Source organism: Lysinibacillus sp. ACHW1.5 (assembly GCF_022014815.1).
In the GTDB taxonomy this organism is placed as follows: Bacteria; Bacillota; Bacilli; order Bacillales_A; family Planococcaceae; genus Lysinibacillus; species Lysinibacillus capsici.
In genome coordinates, this window is the sequence record NZ_CP091777.1 from 3,934,178 (window position 1) to 3,950,798 (window position 16,621).

Below are 16,621 nucleotides of genomic sequence, written 5' to 3' on the forward strand. Positions count from 1 at the left end.
ACTCCTATAAGAACGTCATTACATAATGGTACTTATATACAATTCTCTGATGTTTCTCTAAATCCTCTATTGATGCAAACAAAAAAGCCCAACTCTATAAAGAATTGGATGTAGCTTTGGAATAAAGATTTAGAATAACAACCCCCAATGTTTTCTAGTTGTTCATTAGTATTCCATAAGTTGTTCATGCCGCTCTAACATAATTAAAAACTAAAAAGATGTTTTATCCATTCAATTTAGTGGAATAGATTGAATGTGAACATATATAGGAGGGATCAATAATGACAGTCAAATTGACAGTAGAAAACGTAGTACAGGCGAAACAAGAAGTGGAGAAATTAGAAGCGCAAGGATATCTTCGAGATAACATTTACATCTTTGCGCACTATGAAGAACGTGAAGATGATATTAACGAAGCACTCGGGACTGAAGAAGCTGGTATTAGCGAGCAAGGGTTCCTGACTTCTCTGAAGAACCTGGTGAATTCCCGTGGAGATGAACTCCGCAACAAGTTAGCTTCTGTCGGATTAAGTGAATCGGAAGCTGCTCAATTCGAAAAGGAACTGGATACAGGTAAATTGGTCATAATTGCCAATAAGTAAAAACAAACCCGGGAATCCAATCCCGGGTTTGTTTCATTTTACACCTTCGTCTCTGTATTCAAGATAGCCTTTCAACTATTGTCAATGATCTGCTCGAGGAAATTTTCTTCTTCTTCATTAAAGAGTCTTCTTTAGCAATATGGTCCTATTCATAAAGAATGACACTTTTCCTTATTACGGAAAAGCACCCGATAATGGAATAACTAAATATGATTTCCATCAGATTATTATTTCTCCCAAATTAATACTGCACGTTCTAAAACTGAATCCCAAGAATCCTTTCCTCCAGGAACCATCTCTTCTGAATCAAATTCCACATAATATACCGCATCGTTATTTCCACTTTCAGGTAGAACAAAGGTATCTTCTTGTCCAAGCCTCTTTTCATCATCAATCAGGTTTCTCGAAGGCGAATCAGCTACTGTTTTTGTATAATAAATAAAACTCACAATCTTTTTCTCTCCATCAATTTCAATTCCCATAGGAAACGTTCCGTGAACACCTGCACGGCTTTTGCCATAATATCGGGAAACCAACTGATGATCATTTTGTCTTTCAATTTTGATCAAATCTTCCGAATAAGAAATAACCGTTTCATAATAGAAAACAGACAAATAGGTCCCTAATAAAATAAGTGCCGTTATGAAAACCGAAGTAATGGAAATGATCACTTTTTTCTTACGCCATTTTTTACTGATCTCTTTAAATTGAAAAGCCTTATTTTCTGCCGGGATATAAAGTTCCTGTTTCATGGTTTCATATTCTTTTTGACATTTTTCACAATGCTGTAAATGTTCGTCTACCATTTCTTTTGTATCTTCACTAACTACCTCATCAACATACAGAGGTAAAACATCTTGAATAATTGTGCATTTAATCTCTTTCATAATTCATCGCCTCCATATACTCGATAATTTGTTTTCTCGCTCTGTAAAAGGTAACCCTTGCCCACCCTGCACTTTTTCCAAAAAGACGTCCTATCTTTTCAAAAGGTAATTCTCCAAAAGTACGTAATGAAAAGACCTCCTTATATGGCTCATTCATCGAGTGAAGAAACTGATGAACCATGAAGGCATCTTCTTCATTCATCAAATGCTTTACAATTTGCACTTCCATACTTGATTCTTCTACTGCACCTGAATCTACTTGTCGTTTCTTTCTTTTGTAGTGTGAGAAATATGTATTTTTCGCAATTGTAAAAAGCCATGCTCGAATATCCTTAGAACCATCAAATTTTTTTATTGCTTTTAATGCCTTAAAAAATGCTTCTTGTGTTATTTCCTCGGCTATGCGCTCATCGTGACTTAATGATAGGATATATAAATAAACTTCTTTAAAGTATTCCTGATAGATTTCCTCAAAGTCCACCTATTTTCACCCCTTTCACTTATATAACTCTTAGAATTTAATTACGTTACAAAAATATGTTATTTTCGATTACCAATCTACAAATGATTCAGGGGCAATATTGTTATTTTCACAAACATAAAAACAAGAGCCCCCTAGCATCTGACAAAACCTCAATAGCGATAAATTGAAAGGAGCAAAGAAAGGGAAATCTCATCCTCAAATCTTTGCTCCTATTTCTACTGTTATTTACTTGACTTTATTAGTGGTTCCATCATTTCATTGTCATTCAATATTGTTTGATTCAAAGTTGTCTAGCAATACACGCACTTCATCCGTTGATTTTGTGTTCATCAATTGACTTCTTAATTCACCAGCTCCTCTGAATCCTTTGACATAAATTTTGAAGAAGCGATGAAGCCCTGTGATGGAACGTGGTAGTTCTTCCGCGTATTGATCTTGAAGATCGAGCTGCAGTCTTAAAAGATTAAGATACTCTTTACTGCTATGCTCTTTTGGCTCCTTTTCAAAAGCAAAAGGATTTTTAAAAATACCTCGTCCAATCATCACGCCATCAATCCCGTATTGTTCAGCTAGTTGGAGTCCCGTTTGACGGTCAGGAATATCTCCATTGATTGTCAGTAGCGTATTAGGTGCAATACGGTCACGTAGTTTTTTGATTTCCGGAATAAGCTCCCAATGCGCATCTACTAGGCTCATTTCCTTTCTTGTTCGTAGATGAATCGAAAGGTTCGCAATATCCTGTTTTAATATATGCGTTAGCCAATCCTCCCACTCATTTACATCCTTGTAGCCAAGTCGTGTTTTCACGCTAACAGGCAGTCCGCCCGCTTTTGCTGCTTGAATTAATTCTGCCGCCACATCTGGTCGGAGAATAAGGCCACTCCCCTTCCCTCTTGATGCTACATTCGGTACAGGGCAGCCCATGTTAATATCAATGCCTTTAAAACCCAGCTCAGCCATGCCAATACTCATTTCACGGAAATACTCGGGATTATCTCCCCAAATATGTGCCACCATTGGCTGCTCATCTTCTGTAAAGAGCAAACGACCTTGCACACTTTTCTTTCCCTCTGGATGACAGTAGCTATCCGAATTTGTAAACTCAGTAAAAAACACATCTGGTCGACCTGCTTCACTTACAACGTGACGAAACACAACATCTGTCACATCTTCCATCGGTGCCAATACAAAAAATGGTCGTGGTAAATCACGCCAAAAATTATCTATCATGTTAATTCCAAATCCTCTCACTATGGATAAAACTCCATGCTCTCAGTTAAAAATTATAAAGTCAAATGTTACATTTATCTCATTAGCTAATGCAAAAATCAACAATGTTTATTTTAACGAAAATCAGTCCTAAATGGTATTTTAACAAACAAAAAAGTAGATGGTATAGATTGTTTCTACCTCATCTACTTTTATTATACCTAATTTTCATTTCTATATTTTTTCGAATGGATCCATTTGTGAGGTGGATTTAAACAAAATAGATAATATGACTGCACTACTATCGGGTGGAACTCAAATATTTACTTTCTATATTTGAGTTCTGCGGTTATCTTCTTGCATCTGTTTATTATACTGTACCTCTGGTTTCTCTGGTTTTTTCGACCAATAGGTAGCGAGAATCGGACCAGAAATATTATGCCAAACAGCCCCAAGTACACTAGGTAGGGCCGCTAAGGGACCGAAGTGGGCAGTAGCTAACGCTACACCCAGACCAGAGTTCTGCATGCCAACTTCAATTGAAATAGCTCTTCGATTGCTTTCATCGAGGCCTAATACACGAGCTGTTATATAACCAAATAACAATCCGAATGCGTTATGAAGCACTACAGCTGCAAAAATAATGGAGCCTGCCGAAGCGATGGTATCGACATTACCAGCAACAACAGCAGATACAATAATCATAATAGCAACTACTGAAATAAGAGGAATCACATTAATACTTTTTTCTACGATTTGAGGAACAACTCTTCTGATAATAATCCCTAGGATAATAGGGATAATAATTACTTGAATAATTGAAGTAAACATCGCTATGGGATCAACTGGCATCCATTTACCTGCAAGCAATAATAGGATGAATGGTGTGGCAATTGGAGCTAATAATGTCGAAAAGGATGTCATTGTGATGGACAAAGGTACATTTCCTTTAGCTAAATACACCATGACGTTTGAAGCAGTTCCACCTGGTACAGATCCAAGAAGGACTAGCCCTGCAGCTAATTCTGCTGGCAAGTTCATTATATAAGCAATTAAAAAAGCGGAAAGTGGCATGATAACATATTGAGCACATACACCAATAATGACTGGTACTGGATTCGTTATAACCAATTTAAAGTCTACTGCTTTTAGCGTCAGACCCATGCCAAACATAACAATGCCTAGCAAAATCGTGATATACCCCCCAAATATTAAAAAGGGTTCTGGAGCTATAAAGGCAATAACAGCAATACAAATAACCCATATAGCAAAGTATTTACCAGCAATGGTACTAATCGTTTCTAAAATCTTCATATTTCCACTCCCTATATTTTTATTTTCAATATTTTATTCGGATTGAAAAGTGTGTCAGGGTCAAGTGCTTGTTTAATCTTTTCCATCACTAGAAGTGCTTTACCGTGTTCTTTCTCTTGATATTTCTGCTTACCAATGCCCACACCATGTTCTCCTGTGCAAGTTCCTCCTCGTTCTAGTGCATACATCACAATCAACTCATTTAATTCATCAGCTTTCTTTATTTCCTTTGGATCATTCATATCAATCATTAATAGTACATGGAAATTGCCATCACCAACATGTCCAACAACCCCACCTGTAAGCGCTAACATATCAAGTGCTTCTCTTGCATGTTCAATAGCACCTGCTAACTCGGATATCGGTAAGCAAACATCGGTTACCATTAGTTTTTTTCCTGGATGACCATGGACATAGGCATAAGCTAAATTATGGCGAGCTTCCCATAGCTGATTTCGGGCTGCATTATCCATCTCAAATTCAATATTTTTGCAATTATGAGCCGCTACAATCTCTTTCATAAATTCTACATCCTGCCTTAAGCCAGCCTCATTCCCCTCAAACTCTAAAAATAAGGTTGGTTGTTCCTCATAAGCTGTTTGACTATACAAGTTCACTTGCTTCATTGAAGGTTCATCTACAAGTTCAACTCTTGCAATAGGAATTGCCGCTTGTAGAATACTCACAACTCCTTCCACAGCATCATTCACTGTTTCGAAGGACGCTCTAACAGCCATGACACATTCAGGAATACCATAAACTCTTAACGTCAACTCAGTAAAACAACCAAGTGTTCCCTCTGACCCAACAAATAGACCGTTTAAATGATAGCCCGATGAAGATTTCTCTGCTAAATTCCCTGTATGAATCACGGTTCCATCTGACAGAACAACCTCTAAATCTCGAACTTGATCGCGCATAGTTCCATATTTAACAGATGTTGTCCCACTAGCATTTGTTGCAGCCATTCCTCCAATTGTCGCATCTGCTCCTGGGTCTACGGAGAAAAATAATCCATATTTCTTTAACTCTTTATTCAATTGAGAACGTGTCACCCCTGGTTGAACTTTCACAAGAAAGTCCTTCTCTCTAACTTCTACTATTCTGTTCATGAGTGAAAAATCAATTGTTATCCCATGATTATAAGGAATCACATGTCCTTCTAAGCTTGTTCCTCTTCCAAATGGCACTATTGGTACTTTGTATTGATTTGCTATGTTCATTATCTTACTCACTTCTTCTGTCTTTGTCGGAAACACCACAATATCGGGTAGACAGGCACTATGATAGGATTCATCACTGCTATGCTGTTCTAAAATCGTTTGATTAATTGTCACTTCAATTTCTGGAAGAACATTTCGTAGGGCCCTCACTAATTCTTCATTTGTAATAATCATTTTTTCCTTCCCCTTTTGCTCTCATAGTATTTGGATTGTTTAATTGATAAATTTATATGTCATACCAATTCACCGTATTCTTAAAATTGGTCCAACCTTTTTACATTGTACTAAATATTCAGAAAATATCAACTATTAATTTTTTTCGTAAATTGATAAACATGCTGTATTTCTGTATGATTAAAGCGTTTATAGTACTATGTATTTAAGGTGGTGAGATAGGTAATGCCTCAACCAAAGAAAAAAGCGTATCAGGTAATCGTTGATCAAATAAAGGAATATTTTTTAAATGGTGAATTACAGCCTGGGGATAAACTCCCGACAGAAAGAGAATTAGCGAGTCGTTTTAATGTCAGTCGGACATCCGTAAGAGAGGCACTTCGAAAGCTTGAAATAAAGGGATTTATTGAAATTAAACAAGGCAGTGGTAGCTTTATTAAAACAGTAGAATCCCATACTTTAGGTGAAGAGCTTTCCTCTACAATTATAAATACTGAAAAAAAATTAATTTATGAAATGTTGGAGCTTCGCCAAGCACTTGAAGTAGAATGTGCCTTTTTAGCTTCCCGACGAGCTACTTCTGTAGACTTAGAACGAATAAGCAAAGCATTAGACATGATGGATCAAGGTAAAAATGATGTAGAATTAGGAATTCAAGCAGACCTAAGTTTCCATCATAATATTGTACTCGCTTCACATAACTCTATATTTTTGCAATTATTTCAAACCCTTAGTGAGCATATGCAAGACACAATCCGAGCTACCCGCAGACAACGCTTGGAAGATCCAGAACGAACGCAAGAAACCATCGATGAACATAAAAAAATTTACTTAGCCATTGCTTCTGGAGATGCGAACCAAGCTAAGCAACTCATGGAAAACCATATCACGCAAATAAGACGAGAATTGACAGAGTCTCTTTTAAGTCATATTGGAGAAAAAAACAATTAAACTAGAGATACACAATTATATATAGTTTATAAGTGATGGGATGTTCTGAATGGTTTTTGTCAATGTGAATTGACTCAATTAGTGAAGGTTTCAGATGGAAGAAATTACATCGAAAAAAACTCGGATTCGTATTTGATCGAATCCGAGTTTTTATTGATTTTAACTAAATTCCGTCCTAAAACGGTAATTTTTATATTGTATAGATGAGTTTAGTAATGTGTTACACATTTAACTTAAGCCATGCCACGGCTTCACAATGCGTCGAATGCGGGAACATATCCACTGGCTGGATTTCCTGCGTTTGATAGCCGCCATCCTCTAAAATGCGAAGATCACGTGCTAGTGTGGCTGGGTTACAGGATACGTAGACCACTCGTTTTGGTCGTTGCTCTAGTATCGTAGTTAGCAGTGCTTCATCGCAGCCTTTGCGCGGTGGATCGACGACTAGTACGTCTGCTTCCTTGCCTTCTTTATACCATCTTGGGATAACTTCCTCTGCTGGGCCTGCTTCAAAATAAGTATTTGTAAAGCCATTAAGCAGTGCGTTGCGTTTGGCATCTTCAATCGCTTGTGGGACAATTTCCACGCCCATGACAGCCTTTGCTTTTTGAGCAAGGAATAAAGAGATCGTACCAATTCCACAATACGCATCAATGACACGTTCATCTCCCTGCAAGTCAGCATAATCTAGTGCTTGCTTGTAGAGGACCTCTGTTTGCTCTGGATTGACTTGATAGAAGGAGCGAGCAGAGATTTCAAAACGTACGTCACCAATTGTATCAATAATAACGTCTTTACCCCAAAGGTTGATTGTGTCATCACCAAAAATAACATTGGTTTTCTCACTATTCACATTTTGCATAATTGATGTAACGTTTGGCACTAGCTTTTGGATTACTGCAATAGCTGCCTCTTTTTGTGGGAACTTTTTCTTTTTCGTTACAAGGACAACCATGACTTCGCCTGTTGCTCGTGCTTTACGGATAACGACATGACGCAACATCCCTTCATGTGTATGCTCATTATAAGAGCGAACACCTAACGTTGCTAATTCCTTTTTCAAGCCTGCAAGAATAGCATCTGCTTCTCCTGTTTGAATTAAACAGCGATCCATATCCACAATGCTATGCGTTTTTGTTTTATAAAAGCCTGCAATCGCTTGTCCAGCTTCATTTTCAGAGAAAGGAATTTGTGCTTTATTACGGTAGTGCCAAGGTTCTTTCATACCTTTTACTGGGTGAACAGGTGCATGAATTTTACCAATCCGCTGCATCACATTGCGCACCATATTTTCTTTCCATTTTAGCTGCCCCTCATAGGATAAATGCTGTAATTGACAGCCGCCACACTGCTTGAAGTAATCACATGGAGCTTCAACACGGTCTGGAGATGGCTTGATAATATCTATTACCTTTGCAAAGCCATAGTTTTTTAATGTTTTTAACACATGGATTTCGGCCGTTTCGTTTGGCAGTGCGCCTTGTATGAATAGTGGATAACCTTCAACCTTTGCGACACCATTGCCATCATGCGTTAGATCTTCTATATAAACTGAAAGTCGTTCATTTTTTTTTACGGGTGCTGACATTCGTACATCCTCCATTTCAATCTCCTTATTGTAGCATGTGTTGGCGAATGAAAAAAGAACAAGACTTGGCTGTTGCGTGTCTCTGCTAATTAACTTGAAAAAAGAGTCGCTATTCGCGACTCTTTTCCTGCTCTTTTGTAATATGATAATCCCTTGGTGCCCACCAAAATGCACACAAGATCCCAAGTATGACGACAATAAAAGGTGCATAAAAAATTAAAAAACTTTGCATATGTGCTTTCCTCCTATGCGTGATTGTCTTCTTTTCCTGTCACATATTTTTTATTGAATAAGAATAGTTTCATCAATAAATAAAGTGAAGGAAGAAGAAGACACAGTCCTAAAATAAATGCGATAACTAAAGCAATCGCCATTTGTGTGCTTGTAAAGCTATCGTAAATGGTTAAATACGGATACAGTAGGTATGGATATTGAGCTATTCCATAAGCAAAGAAGGCTACGGCAAATTGAGCAATCAGGAGCCCAACTGCAAGTCCGTACTTTTTACGCATGGCAATGAGTACGACTGTGACAATAAATAAGACAGCTGAAATCGCAAACATCCACCATAAATTTACCATATGACTGTAGCTCTCTGGGTTGATGGATTTCATTTCATACATAATGCCAAGCGCACTAATCATTAGCGGTGCTGCCCACACAAGAGCATATTTTCTCATCAGTTTCGTTGCTTCGCTATCATTTGCTTTATGCGCGTACCATGTTAAAAATACGGCTGAAATATACAATACAGCAGCGATACTGAGTACCACTATGCTCCAAGCAAATGGACTTGTATATAAAGTCCAGTAGTTCAGCATAGGCTGCCCATCAATTACATCAACATAGCCTCCACCAGCAATGGCAAAGACAACGGATAAAGAAGCGGGAATTAATAAACCTGCTACACCATATGTCAGTGTATATCCGATATGGCCTCGTGTACCATACGATTCAAAGGCATAATAGGAGCCTCGAATTGCCAATAGTACAAGCGAAATACTAACGGGCACAAGTAAAATCGTTCCGTAATAAAAAGCGGTTTGCGGGAAAAATCCTACGATTCCTACAAAGAAGAATACTAAAAAGACATTGGTAACTTCCCAAACAGGCGATAAATAACGTTTAATAATATTTGTTAAAATATGATTTTTTCCAATAAGTAGACTGTATGCATTAAAGAAGCCAGCACCAAAATCGATTGATGCGACAATGACATAGCCAAATAGGAATATCCATAATACTGAAATACCTAAAATCTCTAACGTCATAGGATGTCACCGCCTTTTTCAGAGTGGCGATCTTCAATCTCGCGTTCGATTGGGTTCTTTTTAAACATTCTTACCAATACGACAATACTTCCCACTGCTAATACTGCATAGACGCCTGCGAATAAAAGCAGCATTAAATCGACATGGTCGCTCGTCGTAGCTCCCTCAGGTGTACGCATTAGTCCATAAAGTATCCATGGTTGACGTCCAACTTCGGCAAGCCACCAACCTGCTTCAATGGCGATAATTGATAGTGGTCCACCCGCTACGATAATCCATCTATACCATCTTGAATGAATAAACTGCCAGCCCCGTGCTTTCCCTACAACATAAAGTAATGAAACTAGCAGCATAAACATACCAATGGAAACCATGATATCAAAGAGATAGTGAATATAGAGTGGCGGTAGATCCTCTTCCTCAAATTGATCTAAGCCGATTACCTCTGCATTAGGATTAAAATGTGCAAGAATGCTTAAAGCATACGGAATTTTAATAGCATATTTAACTTCTTCTCCATCTAAGACACCAAATAATACAAGAGACGCCTTACCTTCTGTTTCAAAATGCCATTCTGCTGCTGCTAGTTTTTCGGGTTGATATTCGGCTAAGTATTTTCCTGAAAAATCTCCAATCACAGCGGCTGCTATGGAGAAAATCAAGCCAATTTTCATTAGTAAAAGTAGTGATTTTTTATGGTATACATGCTTCGAGCCTTTTAACATTCTAAATCCTGCAATAGCTGCTAGCACAAAAGCCGATGTCATGTACGCTGTCACAAGTACATGTGCAACCTTCGTTGGCATGGCGGGGTTAAACATTGCAAGAAAAGGTTGAATATTAACAAGTTCTCCGTCTACGATATCAAATCCTCTTGGTGCGTTCATAAAAGCATTAACGATTGTGATAAAGACTGCTGACATGGATGCTCCGACAGCAACAGGGATTAACAGAAGCATATGCTTTTTCTGACTATCAAAGCGATCCCAAGTATATAAATAGATGCCCAAGAATATCGCCTCAAAGAAAAATGCAAACGTTTCCATAAAAAGTGGTAACGCAATTGTTTGACCAGCGAGTTGCATAAAATTAGGCCACAATAATGATAGTTGTAAGCCGATTGCGGTTCCAGTTACCACACCGACTGCTACAGTAATGACAAAACCACGGGCCCAACGTCTTGCCATTAAGATATAATGTTCATCATTCTTTTTATACCCAGTCCATTGAGCAATCATAATCATTAACGGGACACCCACACCAATTGTTGCATAAATAATATGGAACGATAATGTTAACTCCGTTAATGCTCGGCTCCAATAGACCGCTGATTCATTAATCATCTCATTGCCCCCTTAACTTCCAAATATTCTTCCAAGAATAGAAAGTAGCATAATGATTGCAACACCAAAGCTTAGCCATATAAGCTTCTTTTCTTGTGACTTATACAAAGGCAACACTTCCTTTCCCTTATCCATACCCCCATTTTCCACTATTCCAACGAAAAAAACCTTAATAACGGACCGAAACTTCAGTCTATTATTAAGGTTTCAAATTTTGTTCAAGTAATATACGCACATTTGCCAAACATTTTTCTAATTTCATTCACATTCTTACTTCTAAAGCTTAGTTTATGGGATTTAGCCAGTTTTATTCTAATGATGGAATTTTAATTTGGAGCGGCCTCACCTCCTTTGAGAGCGCTTCAAGCAATCAACCAAAAAATACAAAATAAAGCTCATCCTCAATAAAATCGGATGAGCTTTTCGGGTTCATTAAATACGGTCTTCCTCTCGAATATCTGCGAGTGGAACAAAGATTTCGATGTGACGCTTTAGGTTTTCAAATGTAGCAGGAGCGTCTCCGCCATATTCGCCATCGAGGTTAAGGTGGACCTCATTTTCTGTAGTCACTTTGACAACACTAGCTTTCTTGTAGATGACACGATCATCATTTAAATGTTCGCCTCTTAGTGCCATGGCAGCTAGCTGAATAAATTCAGGAAGACTTACCTTCTTTAGCACTATTAAAGTAAAGTAACCATCATTAATGCTTGCATCAGGAGCTAGTTTTTCAAAGCCGCCTACTGAATTCGTTAACCCACATAGGAACATCATAGCGTCGCCATCAAATACTTCGCCATCATATTCAATGCGCATATGTGAGGCTTTGATGGATGGAATCATCTCAACTGCCTTTACATAATAGGCTAGCTGACCAAGCATTGTTTTCATTTTGCTTGGTACTTCGTAAGTAAGCTCTGTAATACGTCCGCCAGCAGCAATATTGATGAAATAGCGTTCGCCATTTAAGAGACCAACATCCACTGGCAATGTGTCGCCTTGAATAATAATGTCTACTGCCTCTTCAATATTTCGAGGGATATGCACGGCACGGGCAAAATCATTTGTAGTGCCCATTGGAATTAGACCAACTTTCGGACGGTTTTCAAATGGACTTACACCTGAAACAACTTCATTTAATGTGCCATCTCCACCAACTGCGATGATGATATCAAAACCGCGTTCTACCGCATTTTTTGCTGCAAGCGTTGCATCGCCTTCACATGTTGTTGCGTGACAGGATGTCTCATAGCCTGCTACCTCTAGTTTTTCCAACACCTCTGGTAGATGTTTCTTAAACACTTCGCGTCCAGATGTAGGATTATAAATGATTCTTGCTCGTTTCATAACATACCTTCCTGCTTCATAAGATTCTACTTCATTCAACGATTTATACGTTGAAATGTTGCAATGCTCTTGTTATTTTTGTAATGCTTCTGTTACTTGCTTCTTAAAGTCCTCATAAACATATATCCAATATGTTTGATTGGAGATATTTTCCTCACGAATTTCTGCATACAGAGCCTTTTGAGCCTCTTCAAAGGTTGGATCTTCTTTATCTGGTAAGCTTGCTCGTTTCGTTACGACGAACTCTTGTAATTCAGGTGCACGTGGTCCCCATTTTCCAATCACTTCTCCAGCATCATCTAATAATAGATAAATTGGAATTGCACGACCACCGTTTGTTAAATAACGATCAATTAGCTCTGTATCAGCATCACGGAAAACGGTACGCATATCTAATCCTGCCGCTTCAGCAATACGGCGAATAATTGGATTATTTAACATTGCGTCTCCGCACCAATCCTCTGTAATCGTTAAAATTTTAGGTTGTTTTTCTTTTAATAACGCAATAAAACCATCGTTTGTTGGTACTTCAAAGCCATCATAAATACGAAAGCTTTCTTCTTTTAACGTCGTCATGTTCTCCATATATTGCTGTATTGATATAGCTTCATTAAAATACTGTTGTTCTGTTTTCATTGGCTCGTCCCCCTTATTACTGTCTATTCTATATTTTGCTATGGATACGCTTTTTAAACAACTATTAAGTTTCACAAAATGCAAATTTGTTACATTTTTGAATAGTAATAGCCGAGGGAGCAATGAAGCTCTCTCGGCTATTATGTTACAACGAGTATTATCGTTTGGCAATTTCTTGTTGTAATAATTTATTAACCATTGGTGGGTTAGCTTGACCTTTTGTTGCCTTCATAATTTGACCAACTAAGAAGCCAATCGCACGGTCTTTACCATTTTTGAAGTCCTCGATAGATTGAGCATTGTTATCTAAAACTTCTGTTACGATTGCTAGTAATGCACCTTCATCGGAAATTTGCACTAAGCCTTTTGCTTTCACAATATCCTGTGCAGAGCCACCGTTTTCTACCAATTCAGCAAATACTTTTTTACCGATCTTAGAAGAAATTGTACCGTCCGTGATTAATTTTACCATTTCAGCAAGGTTTTCTGGTGTTAATGCAGTATCTTTTAGATCTTTTTGCTCTGCGTTTAAATAAGCAGAAACATCACCCATTAACCAGTTAGCAGAAAGCTTAGCATCTGCCCCATTTGCTACCATTGCCTCAAAGAAGTCTGAGATTTCTTTAGAGATAACAAGAACTCCAGCATCATAAGGTGTTAAGCCTAGTTCTTCAACATAGCGTTTTTTACGAGCATCTGGAAGCTCTGGAATTTCAGATTTCACACGCTCTAACCACGCATCATCAATTGAAAGACGAACTAAGTCTGGCTCTGGGAAGTAACGGTAATCATCTGTTCCCTCTTTAACACGCATTAAAATTGTTTTACCTGTTTTTTCATCAAAACGACGTGTTTCTTGCTCAATCACGCCACCAGATAATAATACATCTGCTTGACGTAATTCTTCATGCTCTAAACCACGACGAACATAGTTGAAGGAGTTCAGGTTTTTAAGCTCTGTTTTTGTACCAAATTCTTCTTGACCATAAGGACGAATAGAAATATTGGCATCACAACGTAATGAGCCTTCTTCCATCTTACAATCAGATACGTCAGTATATTGAATAATCGATTTTAATTTTTCGAGATATGCATACGCTTCGTTTGGTGTACGAATATCTGGCTCAGAAACGATTTCAACAAGCGGTGTTCCTTGACGGTTAAAGTCAACTAGTGAATGGTCACCAGCATGTGAAAGCTTACCAGCGTCTTCTTCCATATGAAGACGCGTGATACCGATACGTTTTGTATAGCCGTCTACTTCAATATCAATCCAACCATTTTTACCGATTGGTTTATCGAATTGTGAAATTTGATAAGCTTTCGGATTATCTGGATAGAAGTAGTTTTTACGGTCAAACTTTGTTTCTTGTTCGATTTCCATATTGAGTGCAAGCGCTGCACGCATAGCGAAATCTACTACATTTTTGTTCAGGACTGGTAGGACCCCAGGATAGCCTAAATCGATTACTGTTGTATTTGTATTTGGTTCAGCACCAAAGTGAGCTGGTGCTGGTGAGAAGATTTTTGAGTTAGTCTTCAACTCAACGTGTACTTCTAAACCAATGACTGTTTCAAAGTTCATGTTATTTTCCCTCCCACATTTGAGGAACTTCTTTATGGAACTCAGTTGCTTGTTCAAAAGCATGAGCCACACGGTAAATAGTCGCTTCATCGAAATATTTACCAATTATTTGTAAACCTAATGGTAGATCGTTTTCAAAGCCACAAGGAATTGAAATCGCTGGTACACCTGCTAAGTTCATCGGGATTGTTAAAATATCGTTTGCATACATTGTCATTGGATCATCAACATTTTCACCAATCTTGAATGCTGGTGTTGGAGCTGTTGGACCAATGATAACATCAAAGTCTTCAAATACTTTATCGTAGTCTGCTTTGATCAGTGTACGTGCTTGTTGTGCCTTTTTGTAGTACGCATCATACGTACCTGCACTTAGTGAGTAAGTACCTAGCATGATACGTCGTTTTACTTCATCACCAAAGCCTTGTGCACGCGTTTCTTTATAAAGGTCCATTAAATTTGTTACGTTTTCTGCACGGAAACCATAGCGGATACCATCGAAACGAGATAAGTTAGAAGACGCTTCAGATGAAGAAAGGATATAGTACGCAGCTAGTGCATATTTCGAGTGAGGAAGTGATACCTCTTCTACAGTAGCGCCTAAGCCTTTTAATACCTCTAATGCCGCAAGCACTGATTGACGAGCTGCTTCACCAACGCCTTCACCAAGGAATTCTTTTGGCACAGCGATACGTAAGCCCTTAACATCACCAGTAAGAGCTGCAGCGTAATTTGGCACCTCAACATTCGCGGAAGTCGAATCATTTGGATCTAATCCAGCGATAGCTTCTAGTAATAGCGCATTATCTTCAACATTGCGTGTAATTGGTCCAATTTGATCTAGAGAAGATGCGAATGCAACGAGACCAAAACGAGATACACGACCATATGTAGGTTTCATCCCTACAACACCACAGTAAGCTGCAGGTTGACGGATTGAACCACCTGTATCTGATCCAAGAGAGAATGGTACTTCACCAGCTGCTACAGCTGCTGCAGATGCACCTGAAGAGCCTCCTGGTACGTGGTTTAAATTCCATGGATTTTTTGTTGTTTTATAGTATGAGTTTTCGTTTGAAGAACCCATTGCAAATTCATCCATGTTTAATTTACCAACTGTAATCATGCCAGCTTCACGTAGCTTGTTGACAACAGTTGCATCATAGATTGGCATAAAGCCTTCTAGAATTTTAGAGGCACATGTTGTTTCTAAGCCTTCTGTTACGATGTTGTCTTTCACACCGATCGGTAGACCGAATAATGGTCCACGCTTTTCAAATGGTACTTTATCCATTTCAGCAGCTTGAGCAGTTGCTTTTTCTTCGTTTGAAGCAAGGAATGCTTGTACATCGCCATCAAGCTTTGCAATACGCTCGTATGCTTCTTTCGTTAAGTCAGCGATTGATAAGTTACCCGCTTTAATTTCTGCTTGTAACTCCTTAGCTGAACGTTCAAATAGCGTCATGAGGAATCCTCCTATGTTTTAGTATTACATGATAGCTGGTACTTTTACTTGACCATCTTCTTGTTCTTTTACGTTTAACATCATTACTTCGCGGTCTAAACCTTTTACTGCTACATCTTCACGCATTACATTCACTAATGGTAAAACGTGCGTTGTTGGTTCAACATTTGTTGTATCCAGTTCATTTAACTGCTCCGCAAAGTCTGTAATTTTACCAAGCTGTTCAGCAAATTTCTCTGCTTCTTCTTCTGTAATTGCAAGACGTGCTAAATTTGCCACGTGCTTTACTTCTTCTTTTGTTAATTTAGCCATTTTTCACACCTCCGAATACTTGTTCAATTCATTGTTTTTATTGATAACAATAGGGTTGAATAAAGTTAACCATGCCAATAATCATAACATTTTTCATTTTAAAAATCACAACTTTCACTAAAAATATAGAAACTTTCACTACTATAACAAAGTGTTGTCGCTATCATCCTGTTGTGTTCCTCTATTTCAATCCATTACCATAAAAAATATAGTCAGCACAAAGGCTGACT

The 16,621-nt window shown here is 38.2% G+C and carries 16 protein-coding genes; 2 read left to right on the top strand and 14 right to left on the bottom strand.

Annotated features, from left to right (window positions below):
- The first annotated feature begins 281 nt into the window (after window positions 1-281).
- Window positions 282-602, top strand: a complete 321-nt coding sequence (locus L6W14_RS19810) for a YflT domain-containing protein (protein ID WP_054548992.1) — start codon at window positions 282-284, stop codon at window positions 600-602.
- Between the two features lie 227 nt (window positions 603-829).
- Here L6W14_RS19810 and L6W14_RS19815 read toward each other — a convergent pair whose 3' ends face one another.
- The 5 genes from L6W14_RS19815 to L6W14_RS19835 form a co-directional block, all read right to left on the bottom strand.
- Window positions 830-1,489: a zf-HC2 domain-containing protein gene (locus L6W14_RS19815; RefSeq protein ID WP_131521980.1), complete on the bottom strand. Its 660-nt coding sequence runs from the start codon at window positions 1,487-1,489 to the stop codon at window positions 830-832.
- Window positions 1,476-1,970 (bottom strand): RNA polymerase sigma factor, encoded by a 495-nt coding sequence (locus L6W14_RS19820; RefSeq protein WP_054548990.1) that lies wholly within the window; start codon window positions 1,968-1,970, stop codon window positions 1,476-1,478. The genes L6W14_RS19815 and L6W14_RS19820 overlap by 14 nt, the downstream gene beginning before the upstream one ends.
- Window positions 1,971-2,234: 264 nt before the next feature.
- Window positions 2,235-3,203, bottom strand: coding sequence for a tRNA dihydrouridine synthase (locus L6W14_RS19825; protein ID WP_237898742.1), 969 nt, complete (start codon window positions 3,201-3,203; stop codon window positions 2,235-2,237).
- 309 nt (window positions 3,204-3,512) lie between these two features.
- On the bottom strand, window positions 3,513-4,496 hold the full coding sequence (locus tag L6W14_RS19830) for a bile acid:sodium symporter family protein (RefSeq protein ID WP_237898743.1): 984 nt from the start codon (window positions 4,494-4,496) through the stop codon (window positions 3,513-3,515).
- Between the two features lie 11 nt (window positions 4,497-4,507).
- Window positions 4,508-5,893, bottom strand: coding sequence for an FAD-binding oxidoreductase (locus tag L6W14_RS19835; protein WP_237898745.1), 1,386 nt, complete (start codon window positions 5,891-5,893; stop codon window positions 4,508-4,510).
- A 225-nt stretch (window positions 5,894-6,118) separates the two neighbouring features.
- Between L6W14_RS19835 and L6W14_RS19840 the strand changes: the two genes are divergently transcribed.
- On the top strand, window positions 6,119-6,844 hold the full coding sequence (locus L6W14_RS19840; RefSeq protein WP_237898746.1) for a FadR/GntR family transcriptional regulator: 726 nt from the start codon (window positions 6,119-6,121) through the stop codon (window positions 6,842-6,844).
- A gap of 220 nt (window positions 6,845-7,064) precedes the next feature.
- Here L6W14_RS19840 and rlmD read toward each other — a convergent pair whose 3' ends face one another.
- The 9 genes from rlmD to gatC all read right to left on the bottom strand — a co-directional run bounded on the left by rlmD (window position 7,065) and on the right by gatC (window position 16,391).
- On the bottom strand, window positions 7,065-8,432 hold the full coding sequence (rlmD, locus tag L6W14_RS19845) for a 23S rRNA (uracil(1939)-C(5))-methyltransferase RlmD (protein ID WP_237898748.1): 1,368 nt from the start codon (window positions 8,430-8,432) through the stop codon (window positions 7,065-7,067).
- Window positions 8,433-8,541: 109 nt separating this feature from the next.
- A complete protein-coding gene (locus tag L6W14_RS23115; RefSeq protein WP_004225690.1) occupies window positions 8,542-8,664 on the bottom strand; it encodes a cytochrome bd oxidase small subunit CydS family protein in 123 nt (40 codons plus the stop codon).
- A 13-nt stretch (window positions 8,665-8,677) separates the two neighbouring features.
- Window positions 8,678-9,703: a cytochrome d ubiquinol oxidase subunit II gene (locus tag L6W14_RS19850; protein WP_131521993.1), complete on the bottom strand. Its 1,026-nt coding sequence runs from the start codon at window positions 9,701-9,703 to the stop codon at window positions 8,678-8,680.
- Complete coding sequence (locus L6W14_RS19855; RefSeq protein WP_131521994.1) at window positions 9,700-11,046, bottom strand: cytochrome ubiquinol oxidase subunit I; 1,347 nt, start codon at window positions 11,044-11,046, stop codon at window positions 9,700-9,702. Before L6W14_RS19855 ends, L6W14_RS19850 begins: the two co-directional genes overlap by 4 nt.
- Before the next feature lie 432 nt (window positions 11,047-11,478).
- Window positions 11,479-12,393, bottom strand: coding sequence for a diacylglycerol kinase (locus L6W14_RS19860; RefSeq protein WP_004225701.1), 915 nt, complete (start codon window positions 12,391-12,393; stop codon window positions 11,479-11,481).
- A gap of 72 nt (window positions 12,394-12,465) precedes the next feature.
- Complete coding sequence (locus L6W14_RS19865; RefSeq protein WP_131521995.1) at window positions 12,466-13,029, bottom strand: thioredoxin family protein; 564 nt, start codon at window positions 13,027-13,029, stop codon at window positions 12,466-12,468.
- Window positions 13,030-13,186: 157 nt separating this feature from the next.
- Entirely contained in the window at window positions 13,187-14,614 is a 1,428-nt protein-coding gene (gene gatB / locus L6W14_RS19870; protein WP_048394874.1) for an Asp-tRNA(Asn)/Glu-tRNA(Gln) amidotransferase subunit GatB, read from the bottom strand.
- Window position 14,615: 1 nt separating this feature from the next.
- On the bottom strand, window positions 14,616-16,079 hold the full coding sequence (gatA, locus tag L6W14_RS19875) for an Asp-tRNA(Asn)/Glu-tRNA(Gln) amidotransferase subunit GatA (RefSeq protein WP_131521996.1): 1,464 nt from the start codon (window positions 16,077-16,079) through the stop codon (window positions 14,616-14,618).
- Window positions 16,080-16,103: 24 nt separating this feature from the next.
- On the bottom strand, window positions 16,104-16,391 hold the full coding sequence (gene gatC, locus L6W14_RS19880) for an Asp-tRNA(Asn)/Glu-tRNA(Gln) amidotransferase subunit GatC (protein ID WP_004225708.1): 288 nt from the start codon (window positions 16,389-16,391) through the stop codon (window positions 16,104-16,106).
- Between the last annotated feature and the right edge of the window lie 230 nt (window positions 16,392-16,621).

Bases quoted from the DNA above. Each gene is read 5' to 3' on its own strand.
- L6W14_RS23115 (WP_004225690.1), bottom strand. From the start codon at position 8,664: ATGCAAAGTTTTTTAATTTTTTATGCACCTTTTATTGTCGTCATACTT.
- L6W14_RS19865 (WP_131521995.1), bottom strand. From the start codon at position 13,029: ATGAAAACAGAACAACAGTATTTTAATGAAGCTATATCAATACAGCAA.
- L6W14_RS19815 (WP_131521980.1), bottom strand. From the start codon at position 1,489: ATGAAAGAGATTAAATGCACAATTATTCAAGATGTTTTACCTCTGTAT.
- L6W14_RS19855 (WP_131521994.1), bottom strand. From the start codon at position 11,046: ATGATTAATGAATCAGCGGTCTATTGGAGCCGAGCATTAACGGAGTTA.
- L6W14_RS19860 (WP_004225701.1), bottom strand. From the start codon at position 12,393: ATGAAACGAGCAAGAATCATTTATAATCCTACATCTGGACGCGAAGTG.
- L6W14_RS19830 (WP_237898743.1), bottom strand. From the start codon at position 4,496: ATGAAGATTTTAGAAACGATTAGTACCATTGCTGGTAAATACTTTGCT.
- L6W14_RS19835 (WP_237898745.1), bottom strand. From the start codon at position 5,893: ATGATTATTACAAATGAAGAATTAGTGAGGGCCCTACGAAATGTTCTT.
- rlmD (WP_237898748.1), bottom strand. From the start codon at position 8,432: ATGTCAGCACCCGTAAAAAAAAATGAACGACTTTCAGTTTATATAGAA.
- gatA (WP_131521996.1), bottom strand. From the start codon at position 16,079: ATGACGCTATTTGAACGTTCAGCTAAGGAGTTACAAGCAGAAATTAAA.
- L6W14_RS19810 (WP_054548992.1), top strand. From the start codon at position 282: ATGACAGTCAAATTGACAGTAGAAAACGTAGTACAGGCGAAACAAGAA.
- L6W14_RS19840 (WP_237898746.1), top strand. From the start codon at position 6,119: ATGCCTCAACCAAAGAAAAAAGCGTATCAGGTAATCGTTGATCAAATA.
- L6W14_RS19850 (WP_131521993.1), bottom strand. From the start codon at position 9,703: ATGACGTTAGAGATTTTAGGTATTTCAGTATTATGGATATTCCTATTT.
- gatB (WP_048394874.1), bottom strand. From the start codon at position 14,614: ATGAACTTTGAAACAGTCATTGGTTTAGAAGTACACGTTGAGTTGAAG.
- L6W14_RS19825 (WP_237898742.1), bottom strand. From the start codon at position 3,203: ATGATAGATAATTTTTGGCGTGATTTACCACGACCATTTTTTGTATTG.
- gatC (WP_004225708.1), bottom strand. From the start codon at position 16,391: ATGGCTAAATTAACAAAAGAAGAAGTAAAGCACGTGGCAAATTTAGCA.